Annotated in this window: 18 protein-coding genes, 2 pseudogenes and 1 riboswitch; of the genes and pseudogenes, 9 read left to right on the plus strand and 11 right to left on the minus strand. The window is 67.1% G+C overall.

From position 1 onward, the window contains the following. Positions 1-15: 15 nt before the first annotated feature. The 3 genes from ABLE94_RS08265 to ABLE94_RS08275 all read right to left on the minus strand — a co-directional run bounded on the left by ABLE94_RS08265 (position 16) and on the right by ABLE94_RS08275 (position 3073). Positions 16-1071, minus strand: coding sequence for a YhjD/YihY/BrkB family envelope integrity protein (locus tag ABLE94_RS08265; protein WP_348802615.1), 1056 nt, complete (start codon positions 1069-1071; stop codon positions 16-18). Positions 1072-1153: 82 nt separating this feature from the next. Then, positions 1154-2191: a tryptophan--tRNA ligase gene (trpS, locus tag ABLE94_RS08270; protein ID WP_348802616.1), complete on the minus strand. Its 1038-nt coding sequence runs from the start codon at positions 2189-2191 to the stop codon at positions 1154-1156. A gap of 24 nt (positions 2192-2215) precedes the next feature. Next, on the minus strand, positions 2216-3073 hold the full coding sequence (locus ABLE94_RS08275; RefSeq protein ID WP_348802617.1) for an exodeoxyribonuclease III: 858 nt from the start codon (positions 3071-3073) through the stop codon (positions 2216-2218). 124 nt (positions 3074-3197) lie between these two features. Here ABLE94_RS08275 and ABLE94_RS08280 point away from each other — a divergent pair, with 124 nt between their 5' ends. Together ABLE94_RS08280 and bfr are read left to right on the plus strand one after the other, a co-directional pair. Beyond that, positions 3198-3377 carry a (2Fe-2S)-binding protein gene (locus ABLE94_RS08280; RefSeq protein ID WP_348802619.1) on the plus strand — a complete coding sequence of 60 codons (180 nt, stop codon included), beginning with the start codon at positions 3198-3200 and terminating at the stop codon, positions 3375-3377. A 97-nt stretch (positions 3378-3474) separates the two neighbouring features. Then, the gene (bfr, locus tag ABLE94_RS08285; RefSeq protein WP_348802620.1) at positions 3475-3960 is read left to right on the plus strand and encodes a bacterioferritin; all 486 of its coding nucleotides are present in this window, start codon (positions 3475-3477) and stop codon (positions 3958-3960) included. Between the two features lie 111 nt (positions 3961-4071). Here bfr and ABLE94_RS08290 read toward each other — a convergent pair whose 3' ends face one another. Both ABLE94_RS08290 and ABLE94_RS08295 read right to left on the minus strand, forming a co-directional pair. After that, positions 4072-5364: an MFS transporter gene (locus ABLE94_RS08290; protein ID WP_348808553.1), complete on the minus strand. Its 1293-nt coding sequence runs from the start codon at positions 5362-5364 to the stop codon at positions 4072-4074. 116 nt (positions 5365-5480) lie between these two features. Then, the gene (locus ABLE94_RS08295) at positions 5481-7199 is read right to left on the minus strand and encodes a cutinase family protein (protein ID WP_348808554.1); all 1719 of its coding nucleotides are present in this window, start codon (positions 7197-7199) and stop codon (positions 5481-5483) included. Between the two features lie 203 nt (positions 7200-7402). Next, positions 7403-7523, plus strand: a riboswitch (SAM riboswitch). Between the two features lie 62 nt (positions 7524-7585). On the opposite strand from ABLE94_RS08295, the gene ABLE94_RS08300 reads away from it, so the two are divergent. Together ABLE94_RS08300 and metX are read left to right on the plus strand one after the other, a co-directional pair. Beyond that, a complete protein-coding gene (locus ABLE94_RS08300) occupies positions 7586-8914 on the plus strand; it encodes a bifunctional o-acetylhomoserine/o-acetylserine sulfhydrylase (protein WP_348808555.1) in 1329 nt (442 codons plus the stop codon). Between the two features lie 29 nt (positions 8915-8943). Then, on the plus strand, positions 8944-10092 hold the full coding sequence (metX, locus tag ABLE94_RS08305) for a homoserine O-acetyltransferase MetX (RefSeq protein WP_348808556.1): 1149 nt from the start codon (positions 8944-8946) through the stop codon (positions 10090-10092). Between the two features lie 38 nt (positions 10093-10130). On the opposite strand, the gene ABLE94_RS08310 is transcribed toward metX, so the two are convergent. The 3 genes from ABLE94_RS08310 to ABLE94_RS08320 all read right to left on the minus strand — a co-directional run bounded on the left by ABLE94_RS08310 (position 10131) and on the right by ABLE94_RS08320 (position 12924). Continuing rightward, a complete protein-coding gene (locus tag ABLE94_RS08310) occupies positions 10131-11630 on the minus strand; it encodes a molecular chaperone (protein ID WP_348808557.1) in 1500 nt (499 codons plus the stop codon). Positions 11631-11737: 107 nt separating this feature from the next. Continuing rightward, the gene (locus tag ABLE94_RS08315) at positions 11738-12061 is read right to left on the minus strand and encodes a DUF3017 domain-containing protein (RefSeq protein ID WP_348802626.1); all 324 of its coding nucleotides are present in this window, start codon (positions 12059-12061) and stop codon (positions 11738-11740) included. Continuing rightward, on the minus strand, positions 12058-12924 hold the full coding sequence (locus tag ABLE94_RS08320; protein ID WP_348802627.1) for a bifunctional methylenetetrahydrofolate dehydrogenase/methenyltetrahydrofolate cyclohydrolase: 867 nt from the start codon (positions 12922-12924) through the stop codon (positions 12058-12060). Before ABLE94_RS08320 ends, ABLE94_RS08315 begins: the two co-directional genes overlap by 4 nt. Before the next feature lie 56 nt (positions 12925-12980). Between ABLE94_RS08320 and ABLE94_RS08325 the strand changes: the two genes are divergently transcribed. Then, entirely contained in the window at positions 12981-13937 is a 957-nt protein-coding gene (locus tag ABLE94_RS08325; protein ID WP_348808558.1) for a serine/threonine dehydratase, read from the plus strand. A 39-nt stretch (positions 13938-13976) separates the two neighbouring features. Beyond that, positions 13977-14441: a tRNA (cytidine(34)-2'-O)-methyltransferase gene (locus ABLE94_RS08330; protein WP_348808559.1), complete on the plus strand. Its 465-nt coding sequence runs from the start codon at positions 13977-13979 to the stop codon at positions 14439-14441. Positions 14442-14673: 232 nt separating this feature from the next. Here ABLE94_RS08330 and ABLE94_RS08335 read toward each other — a convergent pair whose 3' ends face one another. From ABLE94_RS08335 to ABLE94_RS08350, 3 genes and pseudogenes are all read right to left on the minus strand, one after another. Then, a complete protein-coding gene (locus ABLE94_RS08335; RefSeq protein ID WP_348802631.1) occupies positions 14674-14901 on the minus strand; it encodes a DUF167 domain-containing protein in 228 nt (75 codons plus the stop codon). 174 nt (positions 14902-15075) lie between these two features. Beyond that, a complete protein-coding gene (locus ABLE94_RS08340) occupies positions 15076-18342 on the minus strand; it encodes an error-prone DNA polymerase (protein WP_348808560.1) in 3267 nt (1088 codons plus the stop codon). A gap of 343 nt (positions 18343-18685) precedes the next feature. Beyond that, positions 18686-19122: pseudogene (locus ABLE94_RS08350) on the minus strand (helix-turn-helix domain-containing protein); the annotation flags it as partial. 156 nt (positions 19123-19278) lie between these two features. Here ABLE94_RS08350 and ABLE94_RS08355 point away from each other — a divergent pair. The 3 genes and pseudogenes from ABLE94_RS08355 to ABLE94_RS08365 all read left to right on the plus strand — a co-directional run bounded on the left by ABLE94_RS08355 (position 19279) and on the right by ABLE94_RS08365 (position 21381). Beyond that, the gene (locus ABLE94_RS08355) at positions 19279-19641 is read left to right on the plus strand and encodes an ArsR/SmtB family transcription factor (protein WP_348808561.1); all 363 of its coding nucleotides are present in this window, start codon (positions 19279-19281) and stop codon (positions 19639-19641) included. Next, entirely contained in the window at positions 19638-20741 is a 1104-nt protein-coding gene (gene arsB / locus ABLE94_RS08360; RefSeq protein ID WP_348808562.1) for an ACR3 family arsenite efflux transporter, read from the plus strand. Before ABLE94_RS08355 ends, arsB begins: the two co-directional genes overlap by 4 nt. Continuing rightward, positions 20734-21381, plus strand: a pseudogene (locus ABLE94_RS08365) (arsenate reductase/protein-tyrosine-phosphatase family protein). Before arsB ends, ABLE94_RS08365 begins: the two are co-directional and overlap by 8 nt. The last annotated feature ends 8 nt before the right edge of the window (positions 21382-21389 follow it).

Raw genomic sequence — 21389 nt, forward strand, 5'->3', positions numbered from 1 at the left:
GACCGGCGGCGCCGATCAGTCGCGAAACCTCTTGAGCGCCAGGCCGACCAGCGTGCCGAACGCCGCGGCCCCGGCGACCACGCCGGCGCGGGGCATCGGGTTCACCTCCACCGTGGGGCGGACGACGACGGCCTGCTCGGCCGGGTCGACCTCGTCGGCCACCTGATACGGGGCGTTGACCGGATCTGTCGCGCACCACGCGGTGGCGTACAGGATGATGCGAGAGGCCAGGTAGGCGAAGACCATCACGCCCAGGATGGGCCCGAACGCCACCCCGGCCGGGCTGCTCAGCACCGACTTCAGGTAGATCCCGCCGACCGCCTTGACGATCTCGAAGGCGATGGCGGTGATCAGGCCGGCCTTCAGGGTGTTGCGGAAGGGCAAGGGCACCAACGGTAATCGCGACAGCACGAAGGTGAACAACAACCAACTGGCCAGCACCGAGATCACCACCGCGACACCACGCACCACCACCGGCGCCCAGGCGGCGTCATCGGCCTTGACCCAGCGCAGGATCGTCGACACGATGCCGCCGCCGTTGGCCAACGTGGTGAACGCCATCGTCACCGCGAACGCGACCCCGAGGAGCGCGAAGGTCAGCAGGTCGGTTCCCTTGGACACCAGAGCATTACGATTCAGGCGCCCGCCGAACATCTCGGTCATCCCCGCTCGGACCCCGGCGATCCAGCCGATGCCGGTCAGCGCGGCACCGAGAAGTCCGACGACGCCCACCGCGGTGCGTGAGGCGATCGCGGAATCGATGACCTGCTCGACCTGGCTGCCGAGTTCGCCGGGCAGTTCCTTGACCACCGCCTCCTGGATCTGGTCGATCAGGTCGGGCCGGCTGGCCAGGACGAAGGCGGCGATCGCGAAGGCCACCATCACGATCGGGACGAGCGCCAGGATGCCGTTGAAACTGATGCTCGCCGCATACAGGTTGCCGCGCCGGGTGGTGTATCGCTGATGCATCGCGATCAGGTGCTCCAGCCACGGCCATCGTCGGCGCGCGTCGGCGAACTGCTGCTGCGCGAGCGCGATCAGTCGCTTGATCCGGTCGATCATCGCACCCATGTGTGCCACCCTCCGCCTCGGTCCGGAGCGCACGCTCCGCGATCACGCGACCCGCCGGGCGTGGACTACACCGACGGCGGGTCTACTCCCCCACCGTAGGCGCGAGGAACCCCACCTTGTCGTATACCGATGCCAGCGTGGCGGCCGCGACCTCGCGGGCCCGGCCGGCGCCCCGTGCCAGGATGGCGTCGAGTTCGGCAGGGTCGTCGAGGTATTCGGTGACGCGGCCACGCAGCGGTGTCACAAAGTCGGCGAGTACCTCGGCGGTGTCGACCTTGAGGTCGCCGTACCCCTTGCCCTCGTACTTGGCGACGAGATCGTCGACGCCCACCCCGCTGAGCGCCGACTGGATGGTCAGCAGGTTGCTCACACCCGGCTTCTCGGCCGGGTCGAACCGGATGACCGAATCGGTGTCGGTGACCGCCGAACGGATCTTCTTCGCCGAGCGCTTCGGGTCGTCGAGGAGGTTGATCAGACCCTTGTCGGTGTCGGCGGACTTGCTCATCTTGGCCGTCGGATTCTGCAGGTCGTAGATCTTGGCGAATTCGGAGACGATGTGCGCCCGCGGGACGACGAAGGCCTTCCCGAAGCGCTTGTTGAAGCGCTGTGCGAGATCACGGGTCAGTTCCAGATGCTGACGCTGATCCTCTCCCACCGGGACGAAATCGACGTCGAAGGCGAGGATGTCGGCGGCCATCAGGATCGGGTAGGTGAACAGGCCCACGCCGGTCGCGTCGGTGCCCTGCTTGGCGCTCTTGTCCTTGAACTGCGTCATGCGACCGGCCTCACCGAATCCGGTGATGCACTGCAGCACCCAGGTCAGCTGCGCGATCTCGGGGACGTGGGACTGCACGTACACCGTCGCACGGGCCGGGTCGACGCCGACCGCGAGCAGCTGGGCCACCGACAGCCGGGTGCGATCGGCGAGGGTCTTCGGGTCGAACTCGACGGTCAACGCGTGCATGTCGGGGATGAAGTAGAACGCGTCGAACTCGTCCTGCAGTTCTACCCACTGCTTGACCGCGCCCAGGTAATTGCCCAGGTGGAAGGAGTCGCTGGTGGGTTGAATGCCCGACAGCACACGCCGGCGCGGCGCGGCGGATTCCGAAACGTCACTCATGACACCAGATTCTCTCAAACCCGGTCACTCGTAGATCACGGTGACCGGCGCGTGATCCGACCAGCGGCGGTCGTAGGAGTCGGCGCGGTCGACGAACGCCTTGACCGCCCGCCGGGCCAGGGCCCGATTGGCGAGTTGATAGTCGATCCGCCACCCCGAGTCGTTGTCGAAGGCCTTGCCCCGCCACGACCACCAGCTGTACGGGCCGTCGACGCCCGGATGCAGTTCGCGCAGCACGTCGACCCAGCCGGATCCGAGGCGGTGCGCCACCCACTCCCGTTCGTGGGGCAGGAACCCGGGGTTACGGAGATTGCCCTTCCAGTTCTTGATGTCGGACTCGGCGTGGGCGATGTTCCAGTCGCCGCCGACCACGACGTCGCGGCGGCGTCGTGCCGCGGTGGTCAGGTAGTCGCCGAACTCCGTGAGGAAGCGTTTCTTCTCCTCGAACTTCGCGGCCTCCTTGTCGGTACTCGACGGCGTCGGGGCCGCCGCCCCCTTGGGGAGGTAGAGACTCCCGACGGTCAGTGGTCCCGCTCCGGATCCGACGCCGTCGGCGAAGTCGGCCTCGAGGTAGCGCCCGGTCGGGTCGAACTCGGCGCTGCCGAAGCCCGTCCGCACCGCCGTCGGTGTGACCTTGCTCATCACTCCCACCCCGGCATGGCCCTTGACCACCGATTCGGTCATCGTCAGCTGCCATCCCCGATCGAGCGCCGGCCCGAGCGCCTCGCGCGCCTGTTGTTCGCTCGCCCGGATCTCCTGGAGCAGCACGATGTCCGGATCTGCCGAATCGAGCCAGGTCAGCAGGCCGGGGTTGATCTCGGATCGCGCCTTGGTGGCCGCCCGGATGCCGTTCACGTTGACGGTGGTGATCGTGGTTGTCACGGCTCCACACCCTACGTCGATGCTCCGACATCCCAATCTGGACTGGGTCCAAGGTTAGGCAACCCTTGCGTACCGTCGGGGTTTTATGTAATCCTCACCTAACAGTCAGATGAGGTGAGTTCCGATGTTCGTTTGTATCTGCCGCGCGGTGACCGAGGACGAGGTCCACGAGCACTGCTCCCAGGGTGCGCGGACCGTCGATGCCATCAGCGACCGCTGCGGCGCCGGCGAAGGATGCGGAACCTGCCTCGAACGACTCTCCGAGATTCTCAGCGAAAGGACCGCCGTCACCAGCGCCGCCTGACACACGCCGAGCTCGACCTCATGTGAATGACTCACATGGGGCCATTGGTCGTGTTACCGTTCGACTCATCATTCTTTGAGCCGAATGGAGTTGTGTCATGCGTGGAGATGACGAGGTCATCGCCCTGTTGAACGAGCAGCTGACCAGTGAGCTGACCGCCATCAACCAGTACTTCCTGCACGCGAAGATGCAGGACAACTGGGGTTTCACGGAGTTGGCCGGCAAGACCCGCGCCGAATCGATCGAGGAGATGACCCACGCCGAGATCCTCACCGACCGCATTCTGTTCCTCGAGGGTCTGCCGAACTATCAGAAGCTGCTGCCGCTGCGCATCGGGCAGACCCTGCGCGAGCAGTTCGAATCCGACCTCGCCATCGAACTCGAGGTGGTCGACCGGCTGAAGCCGGGAATTGCCCTGTGCCGCAGCAAGGGTGACATCACCTCGGCGAAGCTGTTCGAGGAGATCCTCAAGGACGAGGAACACCACATCGATTACCTCGAGACCCAGCTCGAACTGATGGACAAGCTCGGCGAGCAGCTGTACATGGCCAAGATCGTCGCGACCCCGCCGGACGTGGGCTGAGTCGCCGGGATTCCCCGAGCATCAGACTTCAACGCATATCAGTGGCGCCGCCTGTCCGACAGGCGGCGCCACTGGTGTCTGACCCCCGTGTCTGACCCCCGGGTCCGCGATTCACACCGTCTCGGCGGGTGAGGTCTGCCGGCTCTGCATCCAGATGCCGCGCACCCGACGATGCTGCGCCACCAGCGCGGCCACCAGGACCACGATTCCCGCCACCGCCAGGGCGGCGCCGAGGATCGACGGGGCGCGGTAGCCGTATCCGGCCGCGATCACCACACCACCCAGCCAGGCGCCGGCGGCGTTGGCGATGTTGAGCGCCGAGTGATTGAGCGCCGCCGCCAGCGTCTGCGCATCTTCGGCGACATCCATCAGCCGGGTCTGCAGCGCCGGCACCATCGAGGTACCGCCGACGCCGACGAAGAACGTCAGGATCAGGGCCGCCCACACGTTCTGCACCAGGAGCGCGAACAGGAGCAGCACCAGTCCGGTGCCGGTGAGTCCCACCAGGATCGACAGCGCGACGTTGCGGTCGGCGGCGATGCCGCCGACGATGTTGCCCACCACCATGCCGAGACCGAACAGCATCAGCGCGATCGGCACCAATGACACCGGGAGCCCGGCCAGCGATGTCAACGCGGTGTTCAGATAGGTGTAGAAGGCGAACATGCCGCCGAATCCGACGACGCCGATGAACAGGGTGAACCACACCTGCGGTCGACGCAGCGCGCCGAGCTCGGTCATCGGATTGGTGACGCGCATGTCCTGCAGCGACGGCAGATTCATCGCCAGCGCACCGATCGTCGCCACGCCGACCACCACGACGACCACGAACGCGCTACGCCAGCCGAAGTGCTCACCGAGCCACGCGGCCATCGGCACCCCGGCGACATTCGCCACGGCCAGCCCGAGCATGACCTGACCGATCGCCGCGGCCCGCTTCCGCGGTCCAGCCAGGTGGGCGGCGACCAGTGCGGCCACCCCGAAGTACGCGCCGTGCGGAAGACCCGCGACGAACGGCGCCGCGATGAGCAGACCGAACGTCGGGGCCACCACCGTCGCCGCATTGCCGATGGTGAAGGCCACCATCAGAGCGATCAGCAGGGTGCGTCGCGACATCCGCGCGGTCAGCGCGGCGATGAGCGGTGCGCCGATCACCACACCGAGGGCGTAGGCGGAGATGACGATGCCGGCGCTGGGTTCACTCACCGACATCGCATGGGCGATGTTGGGCAGCAGGCCCATGGCGACGAATTCGGTCGTCCCGATGCCGAACCCGCCGAGAGCCATCGCCAGGATCGCCCACCGGATCGGACGGGCGGGCGAGGGCGGCGCGCTCGCCGAGGTCTCCGAGGGTGAGGAGGACTCGACGACGGAGTCGGCAGGCGTGTGGACGGACTCGGGCATAGGTCCACCAACCACCGCGCGGGCGCCGAGGATTCCCATTCGGCGGCGTGAGGTCGTTCACATGGCAAACGGCGCGCGCCGCACGGAGCCGAGCGCCCGAGGCGGGCGTCGTCGGGTCAGCCGACGCCGACCGGTTCCTTCGAGGCGTCGACGGCTGCACCGTCGGCGGTGGGCACGGCGCTGCCCGTGGTCTCGGGCGTGGGCGACGAAGTGACCGACGGCGTCGGGTCAGCGGTGGGCCCGGGCGTGGCCGACGGCGTGGCACTGCCGGTGGGCTCGGGCGTGACCGACGGCGTGGCGCCGCCGGTGGGCTCGGGCGTGGCCGACGGCGTGGTGTCGACGGTGGTCACCGGCGTCGCCGGTGAATCCGACGTCGATGTTTCCGGTACCTGCGTTCCGCCGCCGAGGCTTCCCGGAGTGCCATCGGTCTGCGCGTCGCCGCTGCCCTCGGCCTCTTCCTGCGTCTCCCCCGCCGACAGCGTGCTGACGCCGTACGACCTCGCGGACGCCGGCGACGAGGACAGCGCCGCAATCGTCTGCGATGCCGTCGTCTGGGATGCCGAGTCGGGGCCCCACGGCACCGTGGTGATGCCCTCGACGATCCGCTCGGCCCAGTACCGGACGAAGTTCACCGGCAGCAGCACGATGCTCGTCGCACTCGCCGCGAGCGCCACCACACCCTGCTTGAACAGTGCCGAATCCCACTGCAGCACACCGTTGAGGATGTCCTGGAAGTCGAACAGATTCGGGAGGTAGGCGCCGTAACCCAGCTCCGGCAGCGGTGGCAGCCAGTCCATCACCCAGCGGATCGGGACCTGGAAGTCGGACAGGGTGATTCCGATGATGTCCGGGAAGCGGAATCGATACGGCAGCAGATCGGGCACCGACCAGTCGAGTCCCACGGCGTCGACGAGATTCTGCACGATGATCGCCGACGATGACGGCGACGAGATGGTGCACGTCCGCACATTCTCGAGGGTGCCGGTCTTGGTGCACGTCATCTCACCGTCGACCGAGCCCAAATCCCAGATGACGTCGTCGCCGGGATCTTGATACATGTGATACGGGTACTGGCCGTGTTTGACCCAGTACCCGAAGAAGTCGTCGACGACGCCGATCGGGTCGTGCAGCACATCCGGCAGGTCGCAGATCGGATCGCCCTCGATGCAGTAGGTGGTCACCGGCAGGCCGCCGTAATCGGCCCCGCTACGCGGGCCCGACATGGTCAGGCCCGGGATGACACCGACGAGGGCCGATTCGATGCCCTGTCCCCACAGGGTCCCCACCATCCGGGGATCGGAGTAGAGCTCACCGGTGACCTTGCTCGAATCGATGACGGTGCCGTCCTCGAGCGGGCGGTTCTGACCGAAGTCGGTGAGGACGTCGCCGGCGATACGCGCACCCTGGGAGTATCCGACGATGACGATCTTGCTGTCGGGACAGCTCTGCTGATACGTCGCGACGGCCTGCTCCAGGTTCGCCCTTCCCTCGGCCTCGCTCGCGTTGTAGCCGACCGCTCCCAGCGGCCAGATGGTTGCCGAATACGGCACCGGGATGATGTCGTAAGCATCTTCGCCCGAGTAGGGACTGTTGGTAAGCTCCTGCCACTGCGGCCCGTGCCCGGTGTATCGCTGCTCGATCCCCACCAGGTAACTCGCGTCGGTGTTCCACGTTCCCCCGACGGTGAAGACCGCACCGGGCGCGCAATCGCTCTCCTGCGCGAGCGCCACCCCACGCCCCAGGAATGTCGCCGTCACCAGCGACGCCGCCACCGCACCCACACCAACCGTGAGAGCTGCGAGTCGAATGCGACGTCGGTCCCCGAACCCTGCCATAGCGTGCAGCGTAGGCCGATGTCCAGTAGTGGATATCGAAAACCGGCCTCACGATCCACAATTCCTCCGGCCGGAGGACACCACCGCGCTCTCGAGCGCACCGCGCGGTGCCGTTTCGGTGGCCACCACGCCCGCCACCGTTCCAACCATGGTGAGCAGGAGGGTTATCAGCCCGGCGTGGCCGTGCTATATCCTTGTCGCCAGGTCATGAGCATCAGCGACAAGCCCCGGCTTGCTGATCGGCAACCCTCCAACCGCGGTGGGGTGCTCCGGGTGATGACCGGGTTGTGGGACGACGCAGTGTGTCCCCGGCAAGCGCGGGTCCGAAGGTCGGACCCCATCAGGGTTCCAGTAACCCTGCCGACCGTAGAAAGTGATCTATTTCCATGTCTGACGCAGCCAACGACGGCACCGTGAATCCTGTGGACACCTGGAGCTTCGAGACCAAACAGATCCATGCGGGTCAGAGCGCCGACGCCGCCACCAACGCTCGCGCGCTGCCGATCTACCAGACCACGTCGTACACCTTCAACGACACCACCCACGCCGCCAACCTGTTCGGGCTGGCCGAGCCGGGCAACATCTACACCCGCATCATGAACCCGACCCAGGACGTCGTCGAGCAGCGCCTGGCCGCTCTCGAGGGCGGTGTCGCCGCACTTCTCGTCGCGTCGGGGCAGGCCGCCGAGACCTACGCCATCCTCAACATCGTCGAGAACGGCGGGCACGTGGTGTCGAGCCCGCGGCTCTACGGCGGCACCTTCAACCTCTTCCACTACACGCTGCCCAAGCTCGGCGTCGAGGTCTCCTTCGTCGAGGACCCGGAGGACCTCGAGTCGTGGCAGGCGGCCGTGCGCCCCAACACCCGGGCCTTCTACGGCGAGTCGGTCTCGAACCCGAACAACGAGATCCTGGACATCGCAGGCATTTCCGAGGTCGCGCACCGCAACGGTGTGCCGCTGATCGTCGACAACACTGTCGCCACCCCGTACCTGCTCAACCCGCTGGCGCACGGCGCCGACATCGTCGTGCACTCGGCGACGAAGTACATCGGTGGACACGGCACCGCGATCGGCGGCGTGATCATCGACGGCGGTACCTTCGACTGGCGGGTGCAGCGTGACGGGGTCGACCTGTTCCCCGGCTTCACCACCCCCGACCCGAGCTACCACGGCGCGGTGTTCGCCGATCTCGGCGCGCCCGCCTACGCCCTCAAGGCCCGCGTGCAGTTGCTGCGTGACACCGGTGCGGCGATCTCGCCGTTCAACGCCTTCCTGCTCGCCCAGGGCCTGGAAACCCTGAGCCTGCGCATCGAACGGCACGTCGCCAACGCACAGCGCGTCGCCGAGTTCCTCAACGACCATCCGCAGGTCTCCTCGGTCGCCTACGCCGGCCTGTCGTCGTCGCCGTGGTACGCGCGCGGACAGCAACTGGCACCCAAGGGCCAGGGCGCGATCATCGGCTTCGAGATCGTCGGCGGTGTCGACGCGGGCAAGCGTTTCGTGGAGGCCCTGACGCTGCACAGCCACGTCGCCAACATCGGTGATGTGCGTTCGCTGGTCATCCATCCCGCCTCGACCACCCACAGTCAGCTCACCCCCGAGGAGCAGCTGGCCGCGGGTGTGACCCCCGGTCTGGTCCGCCTGGCCGTCGGCATCGAGGGCATCGACGACATCCTGGCCGACCTCGCCCACGGTTTCGCCGCCGCACAGTAATTCGGACTCGAGACAGGAGCACACACCCCGTGTCGGTGAGCATCGACCCCCAGGCCTCCGCGGCGCATCAACCCGAGTGGGAGCAGGTCCCCGACGGGCAGATGGTCCGCATGCGGGTGGGGTCGTTGGCTCTGGACAACGGGGAGGTGCTCGACGACGTCACCCTGGCGTTCCAGCGCTGGGGGACGTTGTCACCCGAACGCGACAATGTCGTCCTCACCCTGCATGCGCTGACCGGTGATTCCCATGTCACCGGACCCGCGACCGACGAGCAGCCCTCCCCCGGATGGTGGGACGGCCTGATCGGTCCGGGTGCGGCGATCGACACCGACGAATGGTGTGTGATCTCGGCGAACGTGCTCGGCGGGTGCCGCGGTTCGACCGGTCCGTCCTCGCCGGATCCCCAAGGGCGGCCGTGGGGTTCACGCTTCCCGCAGATCACCGTGCTCGATCAGGTGCGGGCCGAGGCCGCCCTCCTCGAGGCGCTCGACATCCGCAGCATCGGTGCGGTTCTCGGCGGCTCGATGGGTGGGGCCCGTGCGCTCGAGTGGGCCATCACCTACCCCGACAAGGTGCGTACCGCGCTGGTGCTCGCGGTCGGTGCCCGCGCCACCGCCGATCAGATCGGCACGCAGACAACACAGATCGCGGCGATCACGGCCGACCCGGACTGGCAGGGCGGCAACTATCACGGCACCGGCCGTTCACCGATGATCGGCATGGGGATCGCGCGTCGTATCGCGCATCTGACCTATCGACATGAACTGGAACTCGACGAGCGGTTCGGCGATTCTGCGCAGGATGGTGAAAACCCCTTGCGCGGTGGGCGATACGCGATCGCGAGCTACCTCGAGCACCAGGCGGACAAGCTCATCGAACGTTTCGATCCGGGCAGTTATGTGGTGCTGAGCGAGGTTCTCAACCATCACGACGTCGGACGCGGCCGAGGCGGCATCGCCGCGGCGCTGGGGTCGTGTCAGGTGCCGATCATCGTCGCCGGTATCGATTCGGATCGCCTGTACCCGTTGCGGTTACAACAGGAGCTCGCCGACGGCCTAGGCAACTGCGTGGGCGGTCTGCAGGTGATCCGGTCCGACAAGGGCCACGACGGCTTTCTCACCGAGTTCGACGCCATCGCCGATCTCCTCAAGCGCACAGTGGATCTCGCGCGCCGCTGATCGTCGCCGATCGGCACGGCCGCAGCCGTCGAGTCGGGTCAGCCGGCCGGAGTGGTGGTCGTCGTCGGCGCAGCGGACGGCACGGCCTGCTGCCGCGGCGCCGGGACGGGATAGGGTGTCAGATCCGGCGTGTCCGGGGCCGGGGTGCTCGTCTGCGGCGGCATGAGCGGCAGCAGTCCCGGCGGCAACCATTGCGATGGAATCGGCAGTGGCGGTGGCGTTGTCGGGGTCGTGGTGCTCGGCGACGTGACATTCGGCGACGCGGTGGTGGTGCTCGGTGTGTTCGGCACCAGCGTCAGCGTCGTTGCCGAGATCGTGGTCTGCGGCAGTTCGGTCGTCGCCCAACCCGGTGACTGAAACCCGCCGGGCGGTGGTGCGATCGTCGGCGGCAGCACCGCGCTGATCTCGGCGGATGTCGTCGAACGCGTCGTCGAGGTCCACCCGGTGTAGTCGGTGGTCGCGACCTCCTCGGCACCCTCCGTGGACGTCGGCGCCGGGGAATCCCCGGTGGACAGCGTTGCGCCGACCGCGACGGCGGCCATCACGACGGCGGCGATCAGACAACCGACCAGGGCCGCCGGTGCCAGCGACCAGCGTGGCCCGCGATGCCCGCCGATGAAGCCGAGACCGCCGGTCGACGACGACGACGAGGCGAGCATCGCCGCGCCGGTCGCGGCGACGATCTCCGGGGAGGGCGGTACAAGCACCTCCAGATCGACGTCGCCGGCGAGTTCGTGGATCACCGGCAGATTCGCCAGGCCACCCACCAGGACGACCGCGTCGGGTGCCGGACCGCGCCGACCGACCGCGGAGACGTAGCGCGTGAACACTCCACGCGCATCCGCCACCATCGGCGCGGCCGCCTCGGCGACCGCCGCCCGGGTCAGACGCAGACCACCCGCACCGGATGCGGGTACCGCGTCGCCGATCTCCTCCTTGGCGGTCCGGCAAGCACCGACGAGCAACTCCCGCCCACGTCGCGTCTGCGCCTCCCGGCCGACCGAGACCGATTGCGCGGCAACATGATCGGCGAGCGATCGATCCAGCGCACGACCACTGATCACCACGGTTCGTTCGATCGACGCAATCGTCCCGGCAGCGGGATCCACCGTGTAGAGCGACATTCCGGTGTCACCGCAATCGGCCACCACCACGGCGGTGAAGCGGTCGATCTGGCCGGTGCGGGTGAGGTATTCGGCCACCGCCTCTTCGTCGGAACTCAGGTAGACCTGTCGGCGTGTCCCCGTCCCGCCCGAGCGCAGGCGGCGGCGCTGCGTGGCGGTCCGAGCGGTGACGCCGATCGGTCCGACACGGCGATCGGCCGCCCGCGCCGCGTCGAGCATGAGGTCGATCCCGGCATTGACGCGACCGACGGAGTCGAGGCCGTCGGTGGGGTCGACCTCGAAGACGCGTGAGGTGACATCGGTCCGGCCGGCGTCGTCAAGGGTCATCAGGACGTAATGGATCATGCCCTCGCCCACCGAGACACCCAGCGACGTCGCGTCGCCGTCAGTGCCCTGGCTGTTGGTCTCCAACATGGATGAGATGCCAATCCCTACTTAGTGTCGCTAACGACCGTGTCATTCCTCGATCTGATGAGCGCCGCTTCTTGGCCCCGAATGTCACGCTGAGGTCACCAGTGTAATCAATCTGTGCCCAAAGGGTCGATCGAGGTGGCCAGCCACAGCATCAGTCCACCCACCGTCGCCATCGCGGCGACGTCGAACAACCGGCCCCTGACCTGCAACAATCCGACCCTGGTGGTTGGAATCAGGGCGCGCAGAAGTGCACCCAGCAAGAGCGCGGAACCGAACACGAACGCACCACGCCGCCAGCGATCGAAGAGCACCAACCCCGCGGCCACCACCACACCGAGCATCACCAGCAGATACGGAATCTGCACGATGCACGCCCGGACGATGCGCGCCCGGTGAATCCGCCGGGTCCGGTCGGTGGCGTCGGCGGTCATCGACCCAGCTTCTCCGCGAGTTGCGCCTCCGCCCGCTCGACGACGTTGACCAGGAGGAACGCCCGGGTCAGGGGGCCCACACCGCCCGGATTGGGTGAGACGTGGCCGGCCACCTCCCACACGTCGGGTGCCACGTCTCCACGGAGTCCGTCATCGGTGCGGCTCACTCCGACGTCGATGACCGCGGCGCCCGGCTTCACCATGTCGGCGGTCACCAGGTGGGGTACCCCGGCGGCGGCGATGACGATGTCGGCGCGCGACACCTCGGCGGCGAGGTCGCGGGTGCCGGTGTGACACAGCGTCACGGTGGCGTTCTCGCTGCGGCGGGTCAGCAACAATCCGATGGGCCGCCCGATCGTCACGCCACGACCGATGACCGTCACCCGGGCACCGGCGATCGGGATGTCGTAACGCCGCAGCAGGTGGATGACCCCGCGCGGCGTGCACGGCAGCGTCGACTCCTTGCCCAGGACCAGTCGGCCGAGATTGATCGGATGCAGACCGTCGGCGTCCTTGGCCGGGTCGATGCGCTCGAGCGCCGCGTTCTCGTCGAGGTGTGCCGGCAGCGGCAGCTGGACGATGTACCCGGTGCAGGCCGGATCGGCGTTGAGTTCGTCGATGGCGGCGTTGAGCTCGTCGGTGGTGGCGTCGGCCGGCAGATCCTTGCGGATCGAGTCCACGCCGATGCGCGCGCAGTCGGCGTGCTTGCCCTTGACGTAGGACTGCGATCCCGGATCGTCGCCCACGAGAATGGTCCCCAGCCCGGGATGTACGCCGGCCGCATGGAGCTTCTCTACCCGGGCGCTGAGGTCGGTGAAGATCTCGTCGCGGGTGACCTTGCCGTCCAGTCGTATCGCACTCACGGCGACCATTGTTCCACCTGTGCGGCGGCGCCCGGCCCGGCGGTAGCGTTCTGGGCATGTCGGCATCGATGGTCGCGGCGGTGACGCCGGACGACGTCCGCGCGGCGCAGTCGCGGATCGCGGGGACGGTCCGCCGTACTCCGCTACTCCACGCAGAGCTCGCCACCGGCCGTGGGCCGGTTCCGGTGGTCTTCAAGCTCGAGTTCACCCAGATCGGTGGCTGCTTCAAACCGCGCGGCAGCGTCAACGCGGTGATCCGCGCACGCGACCAGGGACGGCTCCCGGAGGCCGGCGTCCTGGTGGCCTCGGGCGGCAATGCCGCGATCGGCGCCGCCTGGGCGGCCCGCCTCGCCGGCACCGGGTGCACGGTCGTCGTCCCGGAGTCGGCACCCGCGGTCAAGGTCGCGGCACTGCGTGCCCTCGGCGCGACGGTCCACCTGATCGGTTCCCGCTACCAGGATGCCGCCGACGCGGCCGCCGGGATGGCGCTGGAGAGCGGCGCACTGGCGCTGCACGCCTACGACCGACCAGACATCGTGGCCGGAGCAGGCACCATCGGCCTCGAACTCGTCGACGACGTCGACGGCCCGCTGACCACCGTCGTGTGTGTCGGTGGAGGTGGCCTGCTGGGTGGGATGTCGGCCACACTGCGGCCCGGCGACCGGCTCGTGGGTGCCGAGCCCGTCGGTGCCTCCTGCCTGCATCAGGCGATCACGGCCGGAGGCCCGGTCGACGTCGACCTCGACAGCGTGGCCGCCGACTCGCTCGGCGCCACCCGGGTGGGCGAGATCTGCTGGGCGAGTATCGCGGGGCGGGCCGTGGACAGCGTCGTCGTGCCGGACGCCGCGATCATCAGCGCTCGGACGATGCTGTGGGAACGGTTCCGGATCGTCGTGGAGCACGGCACCGCCACCGCCGTCGCCGCGGTCACCACGGGAGTTGTTGCGGCCGATGATGATTCAACCCTGTGTGTGGTCCTGTGCGGGGCCAACACCGGGTTGACCGGGCTCTGACGGTCACCGGGTGCGACGCGCCCGGCACAATGGGATCCCATGTTCCGCATCATGTTCTACCAGCCGTGCATACCACCGAACACCGGTAACGCGATCCGGCTGGCCGCCAACACCGGCTGCGAACTGCATCTGATCGAACCGCTGGGGTTCTCCATGTCGGATGCGCAGGTGAAACGTGCCGGGCTGGATTACCACGAGATGGCGACGGTGACCGTCCACCCGAATCTCGAGACCGCGTGGACCGCCCTCAAGCCGGAGCGGGTGTTCGCGTTCACCGCGCACGCCGAGCGGTTTCACACCGACGTCGAGTACGCGCCCAGCGATGTGTTGCTGTTCGGGCCTGAGCCGACCGGACTTCCCGCCGAGGTGCTGGACGAACCCGAGGTCACCGATCGCATCCGGATCCCGATGCTGGCCGGACGGCGGTCACACAATCTGGCCAACGCAGCGAGCATCGCGGTGTATGAGGCGTGGCGTCAGCAGGGATTCGCCGGCTCGGTCTGAGGCCTCGCGGCGAGCGGTCAGTCGACGGACACGGCGTAGCGGTCGGCGAGTTCGAGAAGCGCGGTCTCCAGAAAATTGTCGACGTTGTCGGCGATGATGTCGGGTGTCTGCCTCCGACCACCACAGAGCGAGGGCTTCGCGTTCGTCGTCAGGTCGCCGAAGCCACCTCGCCCCGGCGCCGATGAAGGATCTCGTCGGTGGCCATCGCCCGCCCCCGGGTGGCGTCCACCGCTCAGCTCACCCGGAACCGCTTGGTGCGGGACGTGGCACCGCCGACCAGGGCAACACGGCTCTTGGGTACTCCGAGGTGCTTGGCGAGCAGCTCGGCGATGGCCTTGTTGGCCTTGCCCTCGGTGGCCGGCTCCCGCACGAAAATGGTGATCGCACCATCGGGTCCGGTCTCGACCAGCGGCCCCTTTCGGCTGCTCGGCTTGGCCGTGACGATCACCTGTTGCGGCATGCGTCGCTTCCCCTCACGTCGTTCTCACACAGAAACACTGTCACTGTCATATCTGGACGGCTCGTCTGCCGGATATGCCACGAACCCCGGGTCATGATCCACGAAGTCGCGTGTCGTCGCACGCGTGATTTCACTCGTGGCACACATTGTGCCCCATCCGCTCGGATTCTCCGCTCAGTGCCAGTCACGCGAACGAGACCCCACGCGAAGATCCATGCGCTGCAAGCGATCCGCGACCACCGTGACAGCGCCCTCGGCGTTCTGCACCCGACCCCGGACCAGCAGTGCGGTGGCCGTATGCGCCAGTTCCCGGTACTTCGACCACAAACCCACCGAACAGACGACGTTGACCATGCCGGTCTCGTCCTCGAGGTTGATGAATGTCACACCCGAGGCCGTGGCCGGGCGCTGACGATGGGTGACCGCCCCGCCCACCAGGACCCGGGAACCGTCCGGGACGGCCAACAGACCGTCGGCGGGGATCACCCCCAACGCCGCCAATCGCGGTCGCAGATACTGGGTCGGATAGGACGCCGGTGTGATACCGGTGGCCCACGCGTCGGTGGCGGCCAACTCCACATCGGTGAGTCCCGGCAGCATCGGGGTCGTTGATGCCTGAGGGAGATCGAGGTGCTCCGGACGCGCCGTCGACGCCGCACCGGCCTCCCACAACGCCTGCCGCCGACTGAGTCCGAACGTCTCGAAGGCCCCCGCCCCGGCCAGTCCCTCCAATTGCCGGGTGGTCAACCCGGCTCGTCGGGACAGATCGGCGAGACCGGTGAAGTCGCCGTCGGCACAACGCGCCTCGATGATCCGTTCGGCCACCTCGTCGCCCACCCCACGAACCCCAGACAAGCCCAGCCGGACCTCCTCCCCATGATTTTCCAGGGTCGCCTCGGCGCGTGAACGGTTGATGTCGGGTCGGTGAACCCGCACACCGTGTCGGCGCGCATCGGCCACCAGCGACTGGGGCGAGTAGAAGCCCATCGGTTGCGCCCGCAGCAACGCCGCACAGAAAGCGGCAGGGTGATGCAACTTGAACCACGACGAATAGAACACTAGCGAGGCGAAACTCTGCGAATGACTTTCCGGGAAACCGAAATTGGCGAAGGCCGCCATCTTCTCGAAGATCCGGTCGGCGGTGTCCCCGGTGATCCCGTGGGTCGACTCCATGCCGTCGTAGAACCGCTGACGCAGTCGCTGCATCTTCTCCGGTGACCGCTTGGAACCCATTGCCCGACGCAACTGGTCGGCCTCGGTGGCGTCGAAGCCCGCGACGTCAACGGCCAACTGCATCAACTGTTCCTGAAACAGCGGCACCCCCAGCGTGCGTTCGAGCGCCTTGAACATCGACGGGTGCTCGACGCCGACCGGCTCGGTCCCGTTGCGCCGCCGGATGTAGGGATGCACCGACCCGCCCTGGATGGGCCCGGGACGGATCAGCGCGACCTCCACCACCAGATCGTAGAAACAGCGGGGCTTCAGGCGTGGCAGCGTGGCCATCTGCGCACGGGATTCCACCTGGAACACACCGACCGAGTCGGCGCGGCACAACATGTCGTACACCGCGGTCTCGGCGAGGTCGAGGGTGGCCAGGTCGACGTGCAGGTCCTTGTGTTCGGCTACGAGATCGATCGCATAGTGCAACGCCGAGAGCATCCCCAGACCCAGGAGATCGAACTTCACCAAACCGATTGCCGCACAGTCATCTTTGTCCCATTGCAGGACGCTGCGGTCGGCCATCCGAGCCCACTCGGTGGGACAGACGTCGGCGATCGGCCGGTCGCAGATCACCATGCCACCGGAGTGGATTCCCAAATGTCTTGGCATTCCCCCGATCTCGTCGGCAAGTTCACGAACGTCGGCGGGCGCGTCCTGCGGCATCGTGGCCCACGCATCCTGCTGCCCGGTGGCATAGCCCAACGCCTTGGCACTGTCGCGTACGGATGACCGTTGCCGATAGGTGATCACGTTGGCCACCTGGGCGCTGAAGTCGCGGCCGTAACGCCGGTAGACGTACTGGATCGCCTCTTCCCGCCGGTCGGACTCGATGTCGACGTCGATGTCGGGCGGCCCGTCACGTTCGGGTGAGAGGAACCGCTCGAACAGCAACTCGTTGGCCACCGGATCGACATTGGTGATGCCGAGGGCGTAACAGACCGCGGAGTTCGCGGCGCTCCCCCGTCCCTGGCAGAGGATGTCGTTGCGTTTGCAGAAGTCGACGATGTCGGCGACGACGAGGAAGTACCCGGGGAAGGAGAGGGTATCGATGATCGCCAGTTCGTGTTCGATCTGTCGATACGCCTGGGGATGCCGCGTGGGGGTGCCATACCTCGCGGCGGCCCGGGTCATCGTGAGATGCCGCAGCCAGGTGGCCTCGGTGTGCCCGTCGGGAACATCGAAGGGCGGCAGTTTCGGTGCGATCAAACCCAATTCGAAGGCGCAGTCGGCAGCGATCTGCACGGCGTTGTCGATCGCCTCGGGATGTGCGGGCAACATCCGAGCCATCTCGTCGCCACTGCGCAGGTGCGCTCCGCCGACCCCGGGCATCCATCCCTCGATGGTCTCGATGTCGGTGCGGGCCCGTACCGCCGCCATCGCCATCGCCAGCCGACGTCGTGGCGGTCCGGCGAAATGGGCTCCGGCGGTGGCCACCGTCGGTATCCCGAACCGGGTGGCCAGACCGGCCAGCGCCGCGTTGCGGGCATCGTCGTCGGGAAGCCCCTGCGCGGTGAGTTCGACGACCACACCACCGGCTCCGTAGCGGTCGATCAGACCACCGAGCGCCTTCTCCGCGGCCGGGAGCCCCCCGCGATCCAGCGCTCGGCGCACCGCCCCCTTACGACAGCCGGTCAGCACCAGCCAATGTCCGGCGTCGGCGATGAGGCGGTCGGCGTCGTAGCGCAGCAGCCCCTTCTCGCCTCCGGACATGTGTGCGTCGGCGATCACCCGCGACAGTCGCCGATATCCCTCACTGTCTCGCGCCAGCACCAGCAGATGTTCGCCGGGCGGATCCGTCACGCCGGTCCGGGCCACATCCGGCTGCAGCGACAGCTCCGCACCGAACACCGTCGGCATGCCGAATTCCCTTGCCGCCTCGGCGAATCGCACCACGCCGTAGAAGCCGTCGTGGTCGGTGATCGACAATGCCGTCAGATCCAGCCGCTGCGCCTCGGCGACCATCTCCTCGGGCATCGACGCGCCGTCGAGAAAGCTGTAGGCGCTGTGCGCGTGCAGTTCCGCGTAGCGGACCGACGAGGACTCGGTCCGGATCTCCGGCGCCACGTAGGGTCCACGCTTACGTGACCAGGCCGGCGAGTCCCCACCGTCGCCGGGGCCGAAGAACTCACCGGGACGATCGTGACCGTCGGAGGCGCGCGCACGCCCGGAGAGGACTCGCTCCATCTCCGACCACGTCGGTGGCCCCTGGTTCCAACCCATCCGTTCATCATAGAACATGCGTTCGATACTGGTCATCGCACCGGCCGTCTAGGTCTGTGATGTATCGGTACATAGGTGACAGTTCTGCGTCAGGCCATCGGTGACACTTGGTGTGTCAGGACTTCGGTGACGGTCTGGTCTTCGTGGGGCGTGGGCCGCGGGGTTGTCGATTGCCGACGTAGCTAACTCCGGGAGTGGGTCGAGGGTGCTCGACAACGACCTCTCCGTCGGTGTTGGCGATGACGACCGTGTTCCGCGAGGCCGGTGTGGCTCACCGTGAACCGAAGAAGAAGCCTCGCTCGGCGTGGCGGCGGTTCGTCTATCCGGCACCGGACGCGTGCTGGCAACTCGATGGCACCGAATATGTAGGTGACTGCATCCACGCTGACGGTCCCGGAGGTACTGACAGTTCGGAGCAGGACAAGATACGGGCCAGCGATGCCGTCGAGGGGACCTCCGTCAGGCCCATCGACTGCATCTTGTCATGCACGCTGATCGGTTCGTGATCCAGACCGGAAGCCTCTAGGGCAGCGCGCACCGCGACTGCTTGCCCTTGACCTCGTCACTCAGCGCCGACGGGCTCGACTTCGGGCGGCGGGTGCGGGGTTCCAGCACCGCCGCGGCCCCCTCGTCCTTGGCACGTTTACGCAACTCGTAGAACGACTTCCGGGAAATTCCGTGTTCGGCGCAGAACGTCGAGACCACTCCGCGCGGTGCATCATCAGGCCACTGCGAGATAGCCAGACGCACGACAGGGTCGATAGGGTTGTTAACAGCCACCGTCTGAGCGTTGAGTGCGGCAGCGTGATCTGACCCGACGAGGTCGGTTCGATCGAAGCCCAACCGACAGCGTGTCGTGGATATCGATGCGAAACACAAGCCTGCCTCCAGATCGGTCGTCTTGTCGCCTGAATCGACGTGTATCAATATTGACGTGTGTCGAATAAGAATCTCCTGCTGCCACCCGGCCGCGGCCTCAGCACTGACGAGACCGGGGCTGTCACCCCACTGTTGAAGGCGCTCGCGGACCCGGTTCGGCTGCGGTTGCTCTCGGAGGTCGCTGCGCATCCGGGCGGCGAGGCGTGCGTGTGCGACATCTCCGGACCGTTCGAGCTGTCGCAGCCGACGATCTCGCATCATCTGAAGGTTCTGCGTCAGGCAGGTCTGGTGACGAGCGAACGGCGCGCGACCTGGGTGTACTACCGCGTGAATACCGAAGCATTGCAACAACTGTCAGCCCTGCTGGGAGATCTCGCCACGGTCGTGGGGGAAACGCGTTCGTGCGAGGCCGACCAGTGACCGCCACCGACACCGCGGTCGCGGGAAAGTTGTCGATGCTCGACCGGTTCCTACCGGTGTGGATCGGCGCCGCGATGGTCGCCGGCCTGCTGCTCGGCCGAGTTGTCCCGGGCCTGGGTGACACCCTGGCGGCGGTAGAACTCGACGGCATCTCGCTGCCGATCACCCTCGGCCTGCTGATCATGATGTACCCGGTGCTGGCCAAGGTGCGCTACGACCGGCTCGATTCGGTCACCGGTGACCGTCGCCTGCTGCTCGGATCGCTTCTGCTCAACTGGATCATCGGACCGGCGTTGATGTTCGCGCTGGCCTGGCTGCTACTCCCGGATCTGCCGGAATACCGGACCGGACTGATCATCGTCGGACTGGCCCGCTGCATCGCGATGGTCATCATCTGGAACGACCTGGCCTGCGGTGACCGCGAAGCCGCTGCCGTCCTCGTCGCGCTGAACTCGGTGTTCCAGGTGATCATGTTCGCCGTGCTGGGCTGGTTCTACCTCTCGGTGCTACCCGGCTGGCTCGGCCTGGAACAGACCACGATCGACGCCTCGCCGTGGCAGATCGCGAAGTCGGTCCTGATCTTCCTCGGCATCCCCCTGGTCGCCGGCTACCTCACCCGCCGCATCGGCGAACGGACCAAAGGCCGCGACTGGTACGAATCCTCGTTCCTCCCGCGGTTGGGTCCGTGGGCGCTCTACGGGCTGCTCTTCACCATCGTCATCCTGTTCGCCTTGCAGGGTGAGCAGATCACCTCGCAACCCTGGGACGTCGTGCGGATCGCGCTCCCGCTGCTGATCTACTTCGCGGTGATGTGGGGCGGCGGATTCCTCCTCGGCGCCGTGATGGGACTCGGTTACGAGCGGACCACCACGCTCGCATTCACCGCCGCGGGCAACAACTTCGAGCTCGCCATCGCCGTCGCGATCGCCACCTACGGTGCGACCTCCGGCCAGACTCTCGCCGGAGTCATCGGACCACTCATCGAAGTGCCGGTCCTCGTCGCCCTCGTGTACGTGTCCCTGGCATTGCGGAAACGCTTCACCAGCCCGAGCACCGCCTCTAGCCCAGATGTATCGAAGGAGCCAGGTCGCGATGCCTGAGAATGTGTTGGACGAGCAGCTGAGTCGCGGCGAACACCGCCCAACCCGAACTGTTGATGACCATACCGTGCTCGCCCGCACCACCGCTGACCTGGCCACCAAGTACGAGGGTGTGGTGTCTCGCCAGACGGTGGAACGCTGTGTGTTCGAGTCCTACACCGCGTTACGGCGCACCTCCCGGGTGCACGCGCACCTGACGACCTTGGCGGGACGATTCGCTGCTGATCGGTTACGCGCACTGGCCCAGGCGGAGGGTTCGGTACCCAAGGATGTGCCCGAGGTCTTGTTCATCTGTGTGCAGAACGCCCGCCGCTCGCAGATGGCCGCCGGATTGTTGACCCATCACGCCGCCGGTCGGGTACACGTGCGCTCCGGCGGATCGGTGCCCGCGCATTCGATCAACCCGACCGTCGTCGAGGCGATGTCTGAGATCGGCGTCGACTTGGGCACCGAGTACCCCAAACCGCTCACCGACGATGTGGTCGCTGCCGCTGACGTGGTGGTGTCGATGGGCTGCGGCGACGCGTGCCCGATCTATCCCGGCAAGCGCTATCTGGACTGGACGGTCTCAGACCCCGAGGGCCGTCCCCTCAACGAGGTTCGCGCGATCCGCGACGATCTTGATGCCCGCGTTCGCTAGCTTCTCTC

This window comes from Gordonia sp. VNK1 (assembly GCF_040049135.1).
In the GTDB taxonomy this organism is placed as follows: domain Bacteria; phylum Actinomycetota; class Actinomycetes; order Mycobacteriales; family Mycobacteriaceae; genus Gordonia; species Gordonia oleivorans.